This is a genomic window from uncultured Cohaesibacter sp. (assembly GCF_963556055.3).
Classification (GTDB): Bacteria; Pseudomonadota; Alphaproteobacteria; order Rhizobiales; family Cohaesibacteraceae; genus Cohaesibacter.
On the sequence record NZ_CAUVYE020000008.1, the window covers coordinates 138,640 to 154,332 of the forward strand.

At 55.5% G+C, this 15,693-nt stretch carries 12 protein-coding genes; 4 read left to right on the forward strand and 8 right to left on the reverse strand.

Annotated elements, in window-relative coordinates; genetic code table 11:
- Positions 1 to 133: 133 nt before the first annotated feature.
- The 5 genes from ACHZB8_RS02830 to ACHZB8_RS02850 all read right to left on the reverse strand — a co-directional run bounded on the left by ACHZB8_RS02830 (position 134) and on the right by ACHZB8_RS02850 (position 7,147).
- Positions 134 to 3,277, reverse strand: coding sequence for a glycoside hydrolase family 38 C-terminal domain-containing protein (locus tag ACHZB8_RS02830; protein WP_316858555.1), 3,144 nt, complete (start codon positions 3,275 to 3,277; stop codon positions 134 to 136).
- Positions 3,278 to 3,480: 203 nt separating this feature from the next.
- On the reverse strand, positions 3,481 to 4,698 hold the full coding sequence (locus ACHZB8_RS02835) for an ROK family transcriptional regulator (protein WP_316858557.1): 1,218 nt from the start codon (positions 4,696 to 4,698) through the stop codon (positions 3,481 to 3,483).
- 139 nt (positions 4,699 to 4,837) lie between these two features.
- A complete protein-coding gene (locus ACHZB8_RS02840) occupies positions 4,838 to 5,257 on the reverse strand; it encodes a DoxX family protein (protein ID WP_316858559.1) in 420 nt (139 codons plus the stop codon).
- A gap of 100 nt (positions 5,258 to 5,357) precedes the next feature.
- The gene (locus ACHZB8_RS02845) at positions 5,358 to 5,864 is read right to left on the reverse strand and encodes an ester cyclase (protein ID WP_316859183.1); all 507 of its coding nucleotides are present in this window, start codon (positions 5,862 to 5,864) and stop codon (positions 5,358 to 5,360) included.
- Positions 5,865 to 6,172: 308 nt separating this feature from the next.
- Positions 6,173 to 7,147: a TetR/AcrR family transcriptional regulator gene (locus ACHZB8_RS02850; RefSeq protein WP_316858560.1), complete on the reverse strand. Its 975-nt coding sequence runs from the start codon at positions 7,145 to 7,147 to the stop codon at positions 6,173 to 6,175.
- A gap of 649 nt (positions 7,148 to 7,796) precedes the next feature.
- Here ACHZB8_RS02850 and ACHZB8_RS02855 point away from each other — a divergent pair.
- The 3 genes from ACHZB8_RS02855 to ACHZB8_RS02865 all read left to right on the forward strand — a co-directional run bounded on the left by ACHZB8_RS02855 (position 7,797) and on the right by ACHZB8_RS02865 (position 10,802).
- Positions 7,797 to 8,783 carry a TRAP transporter substrate-binding protein gene (locus tag ACHZB8_RS02855; RefSeq protein WP_316858561.1) on the forward strand — a complete coding sequence of 329 codons (987 nt, stop codon included), beginning with the start codon at positions 7,797 to 7,799 and terminating at the stop codon, positions 8,781 to 8,783.
- A 201-nt stretch (positions 8,784 to 8,984) separates the two neighbouring features.
- Positions 8,985 to 9,518, forward strand: a complete 534-nt coding sequence (locus ACHZB8_RS02860; protein ID WP_316858562.1) for a TRAP transporter small permease — start codon at positions 8,985 to 8,987, stop codon at positions 9,516 to 9,518.
- Between the two features lie 6 nt (positions 9,519 to 9,524).
- Positions 9,525 to 10,802 carry a TRAP transporter large permease gene (locus ACHZB8_RS02865; RefSeq protein ID WP_316858563.1) on the forward strand — a complete coding sequence of 426 codons (1,278 nt, stop codon included), beginning with the start codon at positions 9,525 to 9,527 and terminating at the stop codon, positions 10,800 to 10,802.
- Between the two features lie 130 nt (positions 10,803 to 10,932).
- Here ACHZB8_RS02865 and ACHZB8_RS02870 read toward each other — a convergent pair whose 3' ends face one another.
- The 3 genes from ACHZB8_RS02870 to ACHZB8_RS02880 are packed head-to-tail and all read right to left on the reverse strand — an operon-like array spanning position 10,933 to position 14,678.
- The gene (locus tag ACHZB8_RS02870) at positions 10,933 to 12,633 is read right to left on the reverse strand and encodes an iron ABC transporter permease (protein WP_316858564.1); all 1,701 of its coding nucleotides are present in this window, start codon (positions 12,631 to 12,633) and stop codon (positions 10,933 to 10,935) included.
- Between the two features lie 10 nt (positions 12,634 to 12,643).
- Positions 12,644 to 13,576: an ABC transporter substrate-binding protein gene (locus ACHZB8_RS02875; RefSeq protein ID WP_316858565.1), complete on the reverse strand. Its 933-nt coding sequence runs from the start codon at positions 13,574 to 13,576 to the stop codon at positions 12,644 to 12,646.
- Between the two features lie 34 nt (positions 13,577 to 13,610).
- A complete protein-coding gene (locus tag ACHZB8_RS02880; RefSeq protein WP_316858566.1) occupies positions 13,611 to 14,678 on the reverse strand; it encodes an ABC transporter ATP-binding protein in 1,068 nt (355 codons plus the stop codon).
- A gap of 171 nt (positions 14,679 to 14,849) precedes the next feature.
- On the opposite strand from ACHZB8_RS02880, the gene ACHZB8_RS02885 reads away from it, so the two are divergent.
- Positions 14,850 to 15,629 carry a metallophosphoesterase gene (locus ACHZB8_RS02885; RefSeq protein ID WP_316858567.1) on the forward strand — a complete coding sequence of 260 codons (780 nt, stop codon included), beginning with the start codon at positions 14,850 to 14,852 and terminating at the stop codon, positions 15,627 to 15,629.
- Positions 15,630 to 15,693 lie beyond the last annotated feature (64 nt).

Below are 15,693 nucleotides of genomic sequence, written 5' to 3' on the forward strand. Positions count from 1 at the left end.
CCGGTTTCCATGCCGGGGAGCATTTGCACACAGCCCCGATCGTGGGGAGGCGCACGAAGGCACCTCCTACACCGGTTTGGTCAGATGGTTTTCAGGCTGAAGGACAACAGAAACCCTGAATGGCTCAGGCCCGTCAGCTGCCAGCCAAGAGCAGCTTGATACTCTTGATTTCAAACGGCTTGAAGTCGAGCGCCAGCTCTTGATCCTGCATGGAAAGCTCGGCCTCTTCCTCTTCCAGCAAATTGACCGCGACGGCCTTGTTGACAGGATCGGGCAGTGAGAGCGTGACATTCGTCTCGCACCCGAAGCTTTCCCATAGGCGCACAATCAGTGCGTTGCCTTCTTCTGCCTTCTTGACCGTCTCAAGCGTCACCCCTTCGCCCTGCACGGATACCAGGGAAGAAAGAGAAGTCTCAAGCTTGGGTCGCGGTTCCGTAACAGCCGTGAGCCGGAAGGTCTGTGAGAAAATCTCGGCGGCCATGGGTACGCCGCCATCAGCAAGAAGACCATGATGGACCATCAGGCCATAGCGGAAATGATGCGCCCCCTGATCGGATTGCGGCCACGGATAGGTGGGCGAGCGCAGAAGGGTCAGACGCAGGGTCGTACCCTTTGCATCATAGCCATATTTGCAGTCATTGAGCAGTGCGACGCCGAAATCCGGCTCGGAAAGATCGACCCAGCGATGCATCAGGCTTTCAAAGCGGGCCTGATCCCAGGATGTATTCTGATGGGTCGGGCGTTTGACATGACCGAACTGGATGGCAGCGTTCGACTCGGAGGTCGCAATATCCAGCGGGAAGGCCGCCTTGACCAGCGTGTTATGTTCGTGCCAGTCGATATGGCAGTCAAAATCGATCCGCGCACTGCCTGCTTCCAGCGCCACAATTTGCGTGACAGTCGAGGTTTCATAACGCCAGACAAGGCGCAAGGCGACGCGATAGGGGCCGGTTTCCACCACCTCAGCACTGACCAGCTCATCGATATCCCAGCTCTGATCTTCAAAACTGGCATCAATGTCCCAGGCGTCATATTGCGGTGGCAAATCGCGATAGGCCTGAAGACGGTTGGCTGTCTGACCGGGTAACAGCACCTCGCGATCAAGCCGCTTGTCCAGGATTGAAGTGATCCGTCCTTTGTCATTAAAAAGGACGCAAAGGGTATCATTTTCCAAACGATCCGTGCGGGCAACAAGCGCCCCGCTTGCGTCCTCACCCGAAGAGACCTGCGATGCCCCAACGGCTGTCATGTCGACGGACAGCGGACAAAGGGCCGGAATATCTTCGAACCGGGCTGCCTGTTCCATTTTGCCGGAGGCTCTGTGAATGGTCTGGGTAACGAACGTGCGACCCTGCCAGACGATTTCTTGCGGGGCTTGCTCATTGGTCATGACCAGTGCATCGATAGCCTGCCCCAGCGGATTGAACAGCACGGCGCTGCCTGTGGCCGGTGCAATAGCACCGATCAGCTCGTCATGCAGGCGCTCGGCTTCTTCAAAGAAGGCCTTATACTCCCTGTCGCTATCCTCATAGACTTCGCCAATGGAGGAGCCGGGCAGAATGTCATGGAACTGGTTGAGCATGACGACGCGCCAGAGATCATGAAGCCTCTGCGTCGGGTAATCGGTGCCCCTGAGCGCAAAACCATAGCTTGCCAGTGCCTCAAGCTGGCGCAGGCTCTGCTCGGCCTTCTGATTGTTCCGCTTGTTCTTGGCAACCGAGGTGAGCGTGCCGCGATGAAACTCGAGATAAAGTTCGCCCACCCAGGTCGGGAAGGCGTCCGGGTTTGCTTTCATGCGGGCAACGAAATCCGTAAAGAACCCGCCCATGGTGCCATGATTGACCGCCGGGCAACCCGGAATGCCGCGCTCCATGCGCCGGATATGTTCCAGCATTTCCCGTGTCGGCCCGCCGCCGCCATCGCCATGACCATAGACAAGAAACAGCTCCTTGTTGAGCTCCTTCTGGCTGTGCCGGGTCCAGGTGCCGACCACATGGGTTGCCTTGAGATTGGGGCAGTAGGTGGTCCCGATCTCCTTGGAATCGTGCGGCTGGGTCGTGAGGAAATAGGCCGGAACCCGCGTCCCGTCGATCCCCTGCCAATGGAAGGTCTCGTAGGGCATCTTATTGGTGTCGTTCCAGCTCAATTTGTGCGTGACGAAAACCTCGATACCGCTTTGCGCCATGATCTGCGGCAGCGCCGCCGAATAGCCGAACGTGTCTGGCAGCCACAGGATCCTGGGGCGTACGCCATAGGTTTCCTTATGGTAGCGAATACCATGCTGGATATGACGAATGAAGGATTCGCCGCTGGTGATGTTGGCGTCCGGTTCCAGCCAGAAGGCTCCTTCGATTTCAAACTGCTCTGCCTTGAAGCGCTCGTTGAGGCGCTCGAAAAGCTCCGGATAGTCCTTGGACAGATAATCAAGCAGCACGCCCTGATTATACATGAAGCGATAATCTGGATACTCATCCATCAGTTTGAGGGCGGTTGCCATGGACCGGGCCATTTTCTGGCGTGTATCCCGGACCCGCCAGAGCCACGCCACATCGATATGGGTGTGGCCGGTTACGGTTATGACGGGCTTTTCGCCGAAATCCTCTGCGTCGTAGATCCGGGCAGCAATCTCGCTGGCCTTGGCAACTGAGGCTTGAAAGCGCGCTTCATTTCCTTGTCTCAGATCAAGAACGTCAAGCGCCTCGCTGATGCAATTGAGCAGGAAATATCGGCGGGGATCCATTTTATCAAGGGTGCGGGCGACATCGAAGGGTACGCGCAAATCATAGTAAAGTGCTTCGGCCTTCTCGTCATGGACCATGAGCTTGAGAGCGATGCCGCACTGGCGTCGATCCTCGATCGTGCCAGCTTCGACCAGAATGTCAAAGCACTCACCGGCTTGCGCTTGTTCAGTGAGCAGCATTTCGCGGTGGTTGCCATCTGCCCCCTGGGCTATCTTGCCATTGACGCGCAAAAGGCATTGCGGATCCGAGCGCCCCATGGTGGAGCCGAATTGTGCATCGACATATAGAAAAAGTCTTTTTCCTGCCAGCTCTGCGGGTATCGTGACCTTGCCGGAAAACCAGAAATAGCCCCATGGCTCGCCCCAGACCAGATCCTGGCCGACAGGCTCCCAGCTTTCAGGCGATTGTGCAAGGATCGTCTGACGGTCCTCATCACGCCCTCTGGCAAAGCGCAGCGCAATGGCTGTGTCCTGCATTTGGAAAATGCGCTGCTGAAGTTCGTCCAGCAGATAAGCAAACATATCAAGGCTTTTCATACTTGTCCAAGACCAACAGATGGGATGGTCTTCCTCCAAAGATCGGTTCTGGGCATCCATGCGCCCTGTCTGACTAGTTTCTACAAAACTGGTGTTGCAATTGATAGACTGAGCGGTCTGTTACGGGCACTTCATCCATCGAAAAGTGCACCCCGGTCACTGGCAGCAATCTTCAGGCATGTCGCGTCGACATCTCCTGGGTCTCAACCGGCATCGCCCGATGGGCCTGAAAGGGTGGGTCTGGGGGACGTTTCACCAGCTTGTGAAAAATGGAAGATGGTGTCGTAAAGATTGGCACCGGCCAGTGCCATCGCCCCATATATCCCGGCTTCGTTGTTGATCTGGCTCTTTTGCAGGCAGATCTCCTGCGCTCCCTGTGTGGCCAGTTCATGCCTTACTTTTTCAATCAGCAGATCCTGCATACCGATGCTGCCGCCGAAAACGAAGGTGCCAAGATCAATGCAGGCCCTGACAGACAAGAGGGCAATGGAGAGATAGAAGGCGGCTTCATCAAGACAGGCCTCGGCCAGCTCATCGCCTGCTTCTGCGCGGGCAAAGATCTCCTTGACATTGAGAGCAGGTGTCCCGCTTTTTCTGTTGTGGCGAAGGAGCAGCCCGTAGCTGCCAAAGACCTCTTCCAGATGCTCATGTCTGCGCCCGGACGATGGATCCTCTGAGGGGACAATCGGCAGAAAGCCGATTTCACCCGCCGCTCCCGTCGCGCCTCTCACGATTGCCCCGTCGAGCACGATGCCGAGGCTGATTCCGGTGCCTACATTGATGAATCCGAAGCTGTCCGGGAGCGAACCGCCCGAATATTGCAATTCACCAAGCGCTGCCAGATTGACGTCATTTTCAATTCCGATCCGCGCATCGGGGAACCGCTCTGCCAGTGCCTCATGCAAATTCAGGCCATCCCAGTCCTTGAGATTGTTGGCGAGTTTGATCAGCCCGCTTGATGGATCCGGCACACCGGGGATGCCAAGCGCAACAGATAGCAGCCGTCCTTCATCCTTGCCCGCCTGAGCAAACAGCTCGCCTGCCAGTTGCTTGAGCTGATCGACAATGGCAAGGCCGCCCCGCTCATCCGTAGGTGCTGTCCTGGTGCCGATGATCTCGCCTCGCAAACTGATCAGGGCGGATAAAATCTTGGTACCACCGATATCGAAGGCCAGACCATAGCCTCCGTCACTGGCAAGATGATAATCCAGTGGCCTGCGTCCGACAGAGCCAAGCGCCATCTCGCCCGCCTCGATGATGCCAGCCTCTTCCAGAAGGCTGACGGCTTCGGAAGAAGCCTGCTTTGACAACCCGCACATACGGGCGATATCCGCCCGCGAAGCGCTGCCATGGTCTATGAGAGTGCGTCCGACCTTTCGGATGGTCGCCTGTCGTCTTGGAGATATGTCGAGGATCATCATGCTACATTTAGTTCGTTCTGGAGACGAACTAAATGTAGCATGAAAAAATCCCCCTGAAAAGAAAAGAGCGGCATTTCTTCGTGGAAATGCCGCTCTCAGGTGGGGGGACTTGCTTGTGATTGTTTTTATTGTTGTTTTGTTACTGTGCCCAGGCCAGTTTCTGAGGCACGGGCAATTTCAGGGCATAGGCGCCGGTGCCGAGCAGGGTAATGCTGATTTGAACAACCGCCCAGAAGACCGGGAATTCCCATCCGCCACCTTCCGCCGAGAAGAGCCAGCCATTGGAGGAATGGACCCAGATGGCACCGAGGACCGGGGGCAGGGTGGCAACCGCAACCAGACGGGTGGCGATACCAAGGATCAGCGCAAGGCCACCGCCGACTTCTGCCAGAATGGTCAGATGGGCAAAGAAGCCCGGAAAGCCGAGGCTTTCGAAATAGCCCACCGTGCCCGGAATGGTAAAGACGAACAGCTTCAGAAGGCCATGGGCCAGAAGCAGTGCACCGGATGTGATACGCAGGAAAAAGGCCGCATAGGCAGCATTGTTGTTATGGGTCATTGAAGGTCTCCTGCCCACCCGAACAGGGGGGGCGGTTTGATAAGAATGCGAGAAGAGAGTGAGGGAGCCCGAGCCATCAGGTCTGGCCGGGCCATCCCGATTAACGCAGGCCGATCTGCTTGTAGAAGGTGTCATTGTCCCAGAAGAGATATTCTTCATCCATGACGCCCTCGTCTGTCCAATGGCCGATGGTCGCCATCAGCAGCTTGTAGGACTTGCCGGTTGGCTCGATGAATTTGCCTTCACCGATCGGCATCGGTTTGGTGAACGTGCCGGAGATTTCACCAACAACACCGGTCCATTCGCCCTGTCCGATGCGGACCGGATGCTGGGAGATGTTGGTGTCTGGTGCCCAGACGAAGAAGGCTTTCAGGTCGTCAGCGTGAACATCAAGACCCTTTGTTGTATGTCCGTCAGGCCAGTGCACCAGAATATCGTGGGAGTGGCTTTCCTTGAGGCGGTCCCATTTCTGGCCGGAAAAGACTTCGAAGTCGAGTGTGTCGAATTTCTCAAGACGGGTCTTGATGGTGTCTTCCTGTGCTTGAAAGGCAGCAAGCTCCTGAAGAGCTTGGGCAACGGGTTTTTGCCTCTCCGGCTGCCTGTGCAGCGGTGAAGGAAATCCCGGCGAGGGCGACTGCGGCGGTCGCGAGTTTGAAGAAAGATTTCATGGTCTCATTCCTTGTTTGGCTCAAGCCCGTTTGTTGTTTTTTTCGGGGCCCGTTTCGTTTTTGGATGAGACATATATGACGGCAAAGTTTAATCAATGAAATGGAGAATATATTGAATGACTATCTCCGATTTGTGCTTAATCGGAGCGGTGTGGCGTGAGGGAAAGAGGGATGGTTTGAGACCATTGGGGAAGACGGCTCGCCAGCAGCCAATACCGGCATCATGACCCGCTTCGAATGTCAGTCCCTAATGTTTGACATAGCGCAGAATGGTCTCGACGATCATCTCGCGCTGCGCCTTGGCATGCTTCTCTTCCCACAGATCCATGTCGAACACCGCCCGCCAGGAATAGCGGTTTGAAACCCGCATGAAGCAGAAGGACGAGATCATGAAATGCAGATACCAGGGATCGATGCCCGGTCGAAAGCAGCCCTCTTTCTCGCCGCGGACCAGAAGATCCCGCACCGTGTCGATTGCGATGGCGTTGCGTTCGATAAGCGAGGTGCGCCCTGTGATGTGACGCCCCATCTCGATATTCTCGACGCTCACAAGACGGACATATTCGGGATGCTCGGCATGGTGGTCGAAGGTTACCTCGACCAATTGGCGCATGGCTTCCTCGGCGGGAAGCTCTCGCAAATGCAGACCCTGTTCCTTGCTACGCACCCCGCCATAGGCTTCTTCCATGACCGCAGCATAGAGCTTTTCCTTGCTGCCGAAATGATAATAGATGGTCGGCTTTGTCGTTCGGGTTCGCGCGGCAATCGCATCCACCCTTGCACCGCTGAGGCCTTTGGCGGCAAATTCCTCCATCGCGGCATCCATGATATCCCGCCGGGTCTTTTCTGCGACCCTTCGCCGTGACAGGGGCGGGACGAGACGTTGATCCTGCGCCTTGGTTGCCTCTGTGTCCTTGGCAGTCGGGTCATCGGTGCCTGTATCATGGTTGTCCACTTCCGCCAGATCGGGTTCAGCCGATGGATCACTTTCCGAGAGAAGCGACAATTCCATCCGTGCCGAGGCAAATTCCTGTTCCAGATCCTTCAGCATCGCAAGGGCGATTCTCACCCCTTCCTTGAGATTTATGGCGCCGGTCGACCGCTCGATGACTTTTGAACGCGACCGATATTGTGGATGATGCCATAGATCTCTGGGCACTTTCTTCAAAATTCCCACGCGACCGTTGCGCCCGATACGAACATTTTTTGGAAGCTTCGCCATCTTTGCCTCAAATCCTGGAAGAAAAGTATGGAACCCCCTCCAAGGTATGGATTTTTTGCTCTTGAGTATGGATGATAGAAACTTGCGGCGTCTTGTCAATAGACCTTTATCGGCGGCGTGATGAGGGGCAGATACCCCAAAAATCCGCTCTGATATTACCGTAACCCCCTTCAAACTTATCAATAATTGCTCAATCTTCACCTTCTGGGCCTAGGAAGTTTTCACATTTGCCTGCGTCCAGTTGTCGCAATAGAAGCATTTATAATACTTGATTCTTGACATTATCTACCAGTAAGTAGTGTTCTAGAATAGTACCGCGATTTTGGTATGGATGATTGGGAGACCATCCTGCTCCTGATCGCTTGCGTCGAAGTGGCACCAGAATGGCCCCTCTCGAGCAGGTGACGGACAAGAAGACGGTATGAGCCGGGCCTCGGCCCGCAGAATATGAAGTGTGCTGCACGCTTTTTTTCGATTTGAGAAAAATCGGCAAAGGCAAGCGTCAGCCCATGAGCTTAGGACAGTCCTGGGTTCCCACGCACAAACGGGACTTCCGGGAACTTAATCTGTGAGGAGAAGTGGTGTGGAATGGACCACTTCGCCGTTTGGCGCACTGGGCGCTTCAAACGGTCACAAAAGGGAGGCATTCATGAAAAAGACATTAGCCAAAATTGCAATCATGGCTGTTGGTATCGGGTTCGCAATCCCGGTCATGGCAGCGGATTTCAATTTCAAGTTCGCCCATTCGCAGCCAGAGGATTCTGTGCGTCACAAATCCATGCTGTTCTTCAAGGAAAAGCTCGAGAAGGAAAGCGATGGCCGCATTTCTGTTGAAGTGTTTGGCAACGGCCAGTTGGGCAGCGAACCGGAAGTCATGGACATGGTCAAGCTGGGCGCAGCCCAGGGCACCCGTGGCGGCGCTTTCACCAAAGCCAACAAGAAATTCCTGATCTACACTCTGCCATTCCTTTATGACAGCACCGACGCGGTGCTCAAGGCAATGCGCAGCGATTTCGGCACACACATTGCCGATGCAGCCAAGGAAAATGGCTATTACATCCCGGCAACCGGTGTTGCTGGCGGGTTCCGCGTTGTTACCAACAACGAACGTCCGATCAATACGCCTGAGGATGTCAAAGGTCTCAAAATCCGGACCCCTGGCATTGAAACCATCATCAAAACCTTCGAAACCCTCGGTGCCAACCCGACATCCATTCCTTATGGCGAAGTCTATATGGCACTGAAAATGGGTGTTGCCGACGGTCAGGAAAACCCGCCAAGCAACATCACGGTGATGAAATTCTACGAAGCACAGAAATATCTCTCCCTGCTCAACTACCAGATTCATCCCGATCCCCTCTTCGTCAATCTCGAGTGGTATGAAAGCCTGCCGGACGATCTGAAAGTGATCTTCGACAAGGTTTCCAAGGAAGCCATCGCATGGAGTGACGAAAACTGGCTGGCCTCTGAAGCTGATTATCTGAAATTCCTCAGCGACAAGCTCGAAGTGAATGAAATCAGCGCTGACAACCGCGCCAAATTCGTCGAAGCTGTTCGCCCTGTTTGGGACTTCTATGTCAACAACGGAACTTTCAGCGAAGACGAAGTCCAGCAAGCAATCGCAGCTGGCAAATAAAACATGATCACGTCGTTCCTTTGCTCCAATGCAAAAAGGGGCAAAGGGACGGGTGGCTCTAACTCCAAGACAGGGCCGGAGCGTTTCCAACAAGCGCCCTCCAAGCAAGGAATGCTCTGGCCTCTCATGTGCCAAAGCCTTTGGTGATCTCACCACAATGATGCTTTGCAAGAGACCAAACCAACATTTGAAAGCTTTGATATGACCGGTCCTGCTCCTGCCTATCAGGTGCATCCAGTGCTTTTTCTGGAAAAGCTGCTGATGCGAATATTGACCTGGATTTTGACGGTAGTCTTTGCCCTCATCTTCATCCTGGTCGTCACGTTGGTGATCATGCGTTATGGCTTCAACACCACCATCGTCGGTGGCAGCGAGGCGACCGTCATGATGTTCATTTACACGACGGCACTCGGTGCGGCGGTTGATATCGCGCGCGGCAAACATATCCGTATCGACGCGTTCATTGATGCGTTGTCACCAAAAGTCAAAAGGTTTCTGGAGGGTGTCAATCTGGTGCTGATGGCTATTCTGAATGGGGGATTGCTCTTCTTCAGCATGAAATGGATCTCGGTCGTCGGCAACAGTGAGGATCCGATCCTGCATGTTCCGGAAGGCATTTTCGAGATAGCCATTCCCATTGGCTGCTTTTTTGCCGTCCTGTTCTGCCTGACACGTCTGGTTGCCATGTTTGTAAGCCCGACCGTCGACCCTTCCAATGAAAATCAAGCGGTGTAAGATCTCATGCTTTTGCTTATTTGCAGTCTCATCCTGTTTATGCTGATCGGAGTTCCCATCGCCTATTCCATGGGTTTGGCAGGGCTTCTCTATTTTCTCGGCTATCACCCCGACCTCATCGCCGTTCTGCCCGCTCGCGTTTATGCGGGCATGAACAGTCAGCTGATGCTGTCTTTGCCACTCTTCATCGTCATGGGCCATCTGATGAATCACGGCGGTCTGACCGGTCGCCTTATCGATTTCTGCATGATGTTTGTTGGCCGGCTGCGGGGCGGGCTCGGCCTTGTCTCGGTTTTGACCTCCATGGTTTTCGGCGGTATTTCCGGCTCCTCGGTTTCTGATGCCGCGTCCATCGGTCAGGTGATGATCCCGGCCATGACGAAAAAGGGCTATCCGGTACGCACCGCAACGGGCCTCATCGCCGCATCCTCGACCATGGGTATGATCATACCGCCCTCGATCCCGATGGTCATCTATGCCTTTGCTGCCTCGGAGTCGGTCGGCCGCCTGTTTCTCGGCAGCCTTATCGCCGGGGTCATGGTTGGCGTCTTCATGCTCGGTATCGTGCTCATCATCGCCCACAGACATAATTATCCGTGCGAAAAGGTTGATCTGTCCGTGCGCGAAGTGACCCGCTGCACCCTTGAAGGCGTACCCGCCCTTCTGATGCCGCTCATCGTGGTCGGCTCGGTGGTCACGGGGATCGCCACAGCAACAGAATCCGCCGCTGTGGGTGCACTTTATGCCCTGCTGGTCGGTCTCTTTGTCTATCGTGGCCTCAAGCTGAAGGATTTGCCAAAGCTGTTTGGCGAAGCGATCCTGAGTTCGGCCAATGTGATGATCATTATCGCCTTTTCCGGCGTCTTCACCTGGATTCTGGCGCTCGAACATGTCACCCAGACGATCGGCCTGCTCTTTGTCGAGCTCAATCTGGGGCCGCAAACTGCCTTGCTGGCAGTTGCTGTGGTCATTCTGATCATCGGTTTCTTTGTCGATGTGAGCCCGGCCATTCTGCTGTTGACCCCGGTCTTCCTGCCTGCTCTGAAAATGCTTGGGGTCTCGCCCATCCAGTTTGGTGCCGTATTGATTTCAGGGCTTGCGGTTGGTCTGGTCACGCCGCCTGTCGGCATGTGTCTCAATGTCTGTGCCAGTGTATCGGGGGAAAGCATCATCTCGGTTTTCCGGGGTGCCTTGCCCTTCCTTCTGGCGAACTTTCTTGTGGTGCTGTTGCTCTCTCTCATTCCGGCCCTCAGCACTTGGCTGCCAAACCTGCTCATGGGATAAGCGGCATCGCGTCTCGAACGCCTGATGTGACGAGACGCAAAAAAGAAGAAAGCCCCGGTCCGTCTGGCCGGGGCTTTTTGGTTTGGACGAATGGTAAGCCGGGTTGGGCGAAAGGGAAGATGCGAGAGGCTCAGCTGAGCCCGGCAACCTGTCCCTTTGATAGCCAGCGCAGAAGGGCAATCAGCAACAGAGGAACAAGCGTCGTGATCACAATGGCACAAAAGGCCATGGCCATGCCAAGTCCGGCGGAGCCCTGATCAAACTGGGTCCAGATATAGACGGCGATTGTCTGAAATCCCACCGGAGCCACCAGCAGCGAGGCGACAAGCTCGCGCGAGGCGACAGCGAAGACAAGGATCATGGCGGTGATCATGCTGGGAAGAATGAGCGGAAAGACGATCCGGACAAAGGCGCGCAAGGGACCCGAGCCGCAGACCCGCGCAGCCGATTCAAGATTGTCTCCCAATTGATGCAACGACGCAGTGGCATAGCGGACCGGTTGCGGCAGGAGGATACAAACATAGGCCAGAAGCAGAATGAAGGGCGTATTGTACGGCGTGATGGGCAGCCAGGGCTGATTCCATGCCAGGATGATCCCGACCGCCACAACGACGCCGGGCAGAGAGTTCGGTGTGATCGACAATGCATCAAGAACAAGGCGGAAGCGCCCATGCCCCTTGACCACCGCATAGGCTGTAATCGCACCCAGAAGTCCCGCCAGCACTGCGGTCGTGATGCCAAGGCTCAAGGAATTTCCGAGGGCGATCAGCCCGTCGCTGCCTGCTCCGAGCATTTCCTCGAAATTGTCAAAACCCATGTTGGAGAGAGCGAGGCCGCCTGAAATCGTGCGCGAGAGCGCCGTCGCCAGAATGGCAAGGATCGGCAATCCGGTGGCAAGAAAGGAGACGAAGGCGAACCATGCCACAACGGGCAGGGCCCATAGGCCGAGACTGCGTTTGTCCGACGCCTGTGGCTTGCCGCCGACAATGCGATAGTCGCGTCGCGTCAGTAGCCAGCGCTGAAGCATGAAGGCCACAAGTGCCATGCAGACCAGTACCAGAGAGAGCGTCGCTGAGCCGGGCAGATCGATCGGCCATTCCGAAATGCGGTTCTCGATCCCCGTCACAAGCACTTCAAACCCGATCCGGCGACCAAGAGCGGCAGGGGTGCCATATTCTTCGATGGCCATGGCAAAGACCAGCAGCAGGCTCGCTGCAAGACCGGGCATGGCGAGAGGAAAGGTGATGCGCCAGAAGGAGCGCCATTGTCCCGCACCGAAAACCCGCCCGACGTCCGAATAGCGTGCACCAATGGTCTCGAAGGTTCGGGAAAGAACGAAATAGACCACCGCGAAGGTGTTGAGCCCCATAATGATCATGATGCCAGGAATGGAAAAGAGCAGACCGGCCAGATTGACGCCGGTCAATTGTTCCATGTAGCCGCGTGGCTGCAATGTCAGGATCCATCCGAGCGCTGCAATATAAGGCGGGATCATGAAGGGAATAAGCAGAAGCGTATCCCACAGAAGGGCTCCGGGAACGCGAAACAGGGCCCTCAAGGCGGCAATGGGAACTGCCAGAATGGCCGCGCAGATCACCGTGCCGCCCCCCATCAAAAGCGTATTGCCAGCCAGTCCGATCAGAGCGGGGTCGTTGAGAGTCTTGAAAAAGAGTGAGAAGGGAGCGGCAAGGGAGCCGCTTCCGAACTCTGGAAAAATCGCCTGAAGCACAATGAACAGGCAGGGAATCGCAACGACGAGCAGCAACCCGAAGGTGGCGATCCATTTCAGCAAGGCGCTGCCTTCTGCGCCTGTCGTCGTCGCGTTTGCCATTAGTTTGCCATCAGTTGAAGATTTTCTTGAAGCCGCTCAGAACGTCTTCACGCGCAGGTGCGTTGCCAACTTTCAGAAGCTTCAGGTCGCCGATCAGCGGGCGGTCAACCTTGATGTCGGTACGCGATGGCATCAGGAAGACTTTGGCCACTTCGTTCTGACCTTCAGCCGACAGAACATAGTCGATGAATTTTTTGGCTTCTTCCTGCTGTTTGGACGATTTGAGGATCATGATCGGGCGAGGGGCAACCACGGTGCCACTTTCAGGGAACACGATGTCAACGGCTTCACCTTTGGCTTTGGCACCCATGGTGATATAGTCAACCGCTGCGAATACTTCGGACTTGGCGCCTTGAAGAACAGGATTGAGAGCGGCCTTGTTGGCGCCGGCAACGATTGCTCCATTGTCTTTGAGACCCTGAACGATGTCCATCATGCCATTTGCGGTGAAGGCTTCAACCAGGGAATAGGTGCCGCCGGAAGCTGCCGGGTCTGGCAGAGTGACCATGTCCTTATAGTCCGGTTTGGCAAGATCAGCCCAGTCTTTGGGGACAGGCAGGCCAGATTTGGTGTTGTAGGCAATGCAGATACCGGCAACGCCCTGAGCAACCGCGCCGTCCATTTTCAGGAAGTCGGGAACATTTTCCGCATTCGGGCTTTCATAGGAAAGCAGCAGGCCTTTTGCAGCAAAGTCCGTTGCGGTGCCCCATGAGGCAGAAACAACGACGTCGGCAACCGGATTGGCGCTTTCGGCTTCAAGACGAGCCATAACCTTGCCGGTGGTTGCCTGAAAGACATTGGCCTTGATGCCGGTTTTGGCGGTGAAACCTTTCGCCAGATTCTTGATCAGGGCGCCAGGGCCAGCTGAATAGACGGTGATGTCCGCATGAGCTGCGGTGGAAGCCAGGAGGCCTAGAGCAAGTGCAAGAGTAATGCGACGCATGATGATGCTCCCTTGAGGGTGAATTTTGAAAATGTCAATCAACAGCGTGAAACCACTGAAGATCGTTCGGTGAATAGGAAAGGTCAACGCGCTCACCCTGTCTTGCGGGTTTGTTGCTGACCAGACGGATGAGAAACTCGGTGCCGAGCACGCGAAGGGTGATCGCTTTGCCGGTACTTCTGGTTTGAACACGCACAATTTCGGTCTTGAGCCTCGCCGGACCGCTGTCATCAAGCCTTACAGCCCGTTCGGGAAGCAGAATTCGGGCCCTGCTCCCTTCTGCCGGTCCTTCGGGCAAAGCCAGATCCGTGCCTTCGATGCACCAACTGGCCTCTGATCGCAGCGCTGGCATCAGGCAGCCAAGACGCAAAAAGTCGGCAACCTCGACAGTTGAAGGCCTGTTGACCAGATCGTCCGGTGTTGCCAGTTGCTCAATATGCCCGCCGCGCATGACAGCCACATGATTGGCAAGCGTTAGTGCTTCGGCATGATCGTGGGTGACATAGACCGCGCTGAGATTGAGTTCTGCAACCAGATCGCTTAGCTCCTCGACCATCGTTTCACGCAATTCACGGTCAAGGTTGGAAAGGGGTTCGTCAAACAGCACTAGCGGTGGCTCGGCGACAATCGCCCGCGCGATGGCAACACGCTGCTGTTGCCCGCCAGACAGGTCCGAAGGGCGCCGTTCAGCCATGGAGGCAAGGCCGACACGATCAAGAGCCCGCATCACGCGCTCTTTCTTCTCCGAACCAGAGACTTTTTGCATCTCAAGCGGAAAGGACACATTTCTGGCAACAGACAGATGGGGCCAAAGGGCATAATCCTGAAAGACCATGCCAAGGCCTCTTTGCTCGGGGGGCAGCGCAAGGCCCTTCGCAGGGGCGGCCACCGTTCGTCCGGCAATGTCGATTTCGCCTTCAAGCGGCAGAAGAAGGCCCGAAACCAGACGCAACAAGGTGGTCTTGCCACAGCCCGATGGTCCCAGAAGTCCAAGTACTTCGCCCGCCGCAAGATCAACATCAATTCCATCCAAAACCTTTTCCGCCCCATAGCTCATCGAAACGGACCGAATGGAAAGGGCGGGAGTGGATTTGACTGACATGATTGTCTTTTTCGCTTGCAGAGGAGGGAAATCTTTGTGCTTTTTCAGTCTATAAGTGTCTTATATGACACTTTTGTGTAATATTGGCGACCTACCACTCAATGTGCCACGAAGGGCCCATCCAGACCCCACAATCCACCGGTAGCAAGCAGAACCGAAAGAGTTTGCCATATGACGATTGAAGAAAATGCCATAAGGATTGCCGTTCACGGTTCAGATCGCCACCGCCTGGAGATCGCCGGGCCGCCAACCCGGGTCGTTGCCATCGGCGATATTCACGGATGCATCTCCTTGCTGAAGCAAATGGAAGCGCGGATTTTTGATCGATATGAAGCTGCGGACGGGGAAACATTGATTCTCTATCTGGGCGACCTCGTCGATCGGGGGCCGGACGCCCGGGCCGTCATCGAACACTATCTCACATCTCCGCTGCCAAAAGGTTTCGAGCGCCTTTCGCTTTGCGGCAATCATGATCTGACCTTCCATGACTTTCTCAAAGCCCCCTCCTTGCGCAGCAAGTGGCTCGGTTGGGGGGGAGTGGCCACGCTTGCCTCCTATGGCATCAATGTCGAGGCCTTCATGATGTCGGGTCTTGCCGATGAGGCATTCGCAGATCTTGTCCTCGGAAAAATTCCATCGGAACATGTCGAGTTGCTTGGCCGGCTGCCATTGGCGCTCAGCCTGCCAACGGTTCATTTCGTTCACGCGGGCCTGCGCCCCGGATGCCCGATAGAGGATAACAGCGTGCGCGACATGCTCTGGATACGCGACGACTTTCTGGTGGAGCAGAATGCATCAGACCGGTTGATCGTCCATGGTCATACACCGGTTGATACGCCCCTTGTTGGTCCGGGCCGGATAGGCATCGATACCGGTGCCGTCTATGGAGGTTCCCTGACCGGGCTTTGCATCGAAGGGGAAAATCATCACTTCATCGAAGTGAAAGCCTGACTGGCATTTGAAAGGGCTTCCTGGGCAGGCACCCGTTCAAAGACAGGAGAGTGTTCAAAGAAAA

Coding starts and splice junctions, on each gene's coding strand:
- ACHZB8_RS02830 (WP_316858555.1), bottom strand. CDS start 3,277: ATGAAAAGCCTTGATATGTTTGCTTATCTGCTGGACGAACTTCAGCAG.
- ACHZB8_RS02835 (WP_316858557.1), bottom strand. CDS start 4,698: ATGATGATCCTCGACATATCTCCAAGACGACAGGCGACCATCCGAAAG.
- ACHZB8_RS02840 (WP_316858559.1), bottom strand. CDS start 5,257: ATGACCCATAACAACAATGCTGCCTATGCGGCCTTTTTCCTGCGTATC.
- ACHZB8_RS02850 (WP_316858560.1), bottom strand. CDS start 7,147: ATGGCGAAGCTTCCAAAAAATGTTCGTATCGGGCGCAACGGTCGCGTG.
- ACHZB8_RS02855 (WP_316858561.1), top strand. CDS start 7,797: ATGAAAAAGACATTAGCCAAAATTGCAATCATGGCTGTTGGTATCGGG.
- ACHZB8_RS02860 (WP_316858562.1), top strand. CDS start 8,985: ATGACCGGTCCTGCTCCTGCCTATCAGGTGCATCCAGTGCTTTTTCTG.
- ACHZB8_RS02865 (WP_316858563.1), top strand. CDS start 9,525: ATGCTTTTGCTTATTTGCAGTCTCATCCTGTTTATGCTGATCGGAGTT.
- ACHZB8_RS02870 (WP_316858564.1), bottom strand. CDS start 12,633: ATGGCAAACGCGACGACGACAGGCGCAGAAGGCAGCGCCTTGCTGAAA.
- ACHZB8_RS02875 (WP_316858565.1), bottom strand. CDS start 13,576: ATGCGTCGCATTACTCTTGCACTTGCTCTAGGCCTCCTGGCTTCCACC.
- ACHZB8_RS02880 (WP_316858566.1), bottom strand. CDS start 14,678: ATGTCAGTCAAATCCACTCCCGCCCTTTCCATTCGGTCCGTTTCGATG.
- ACHZB8_RS02885 (WP_316858567.1), top strand. CDS start 14,850: ATGACGATTGAAGAAAATGCCATAAGGATTGCCGTTCACGGTTCAGAT.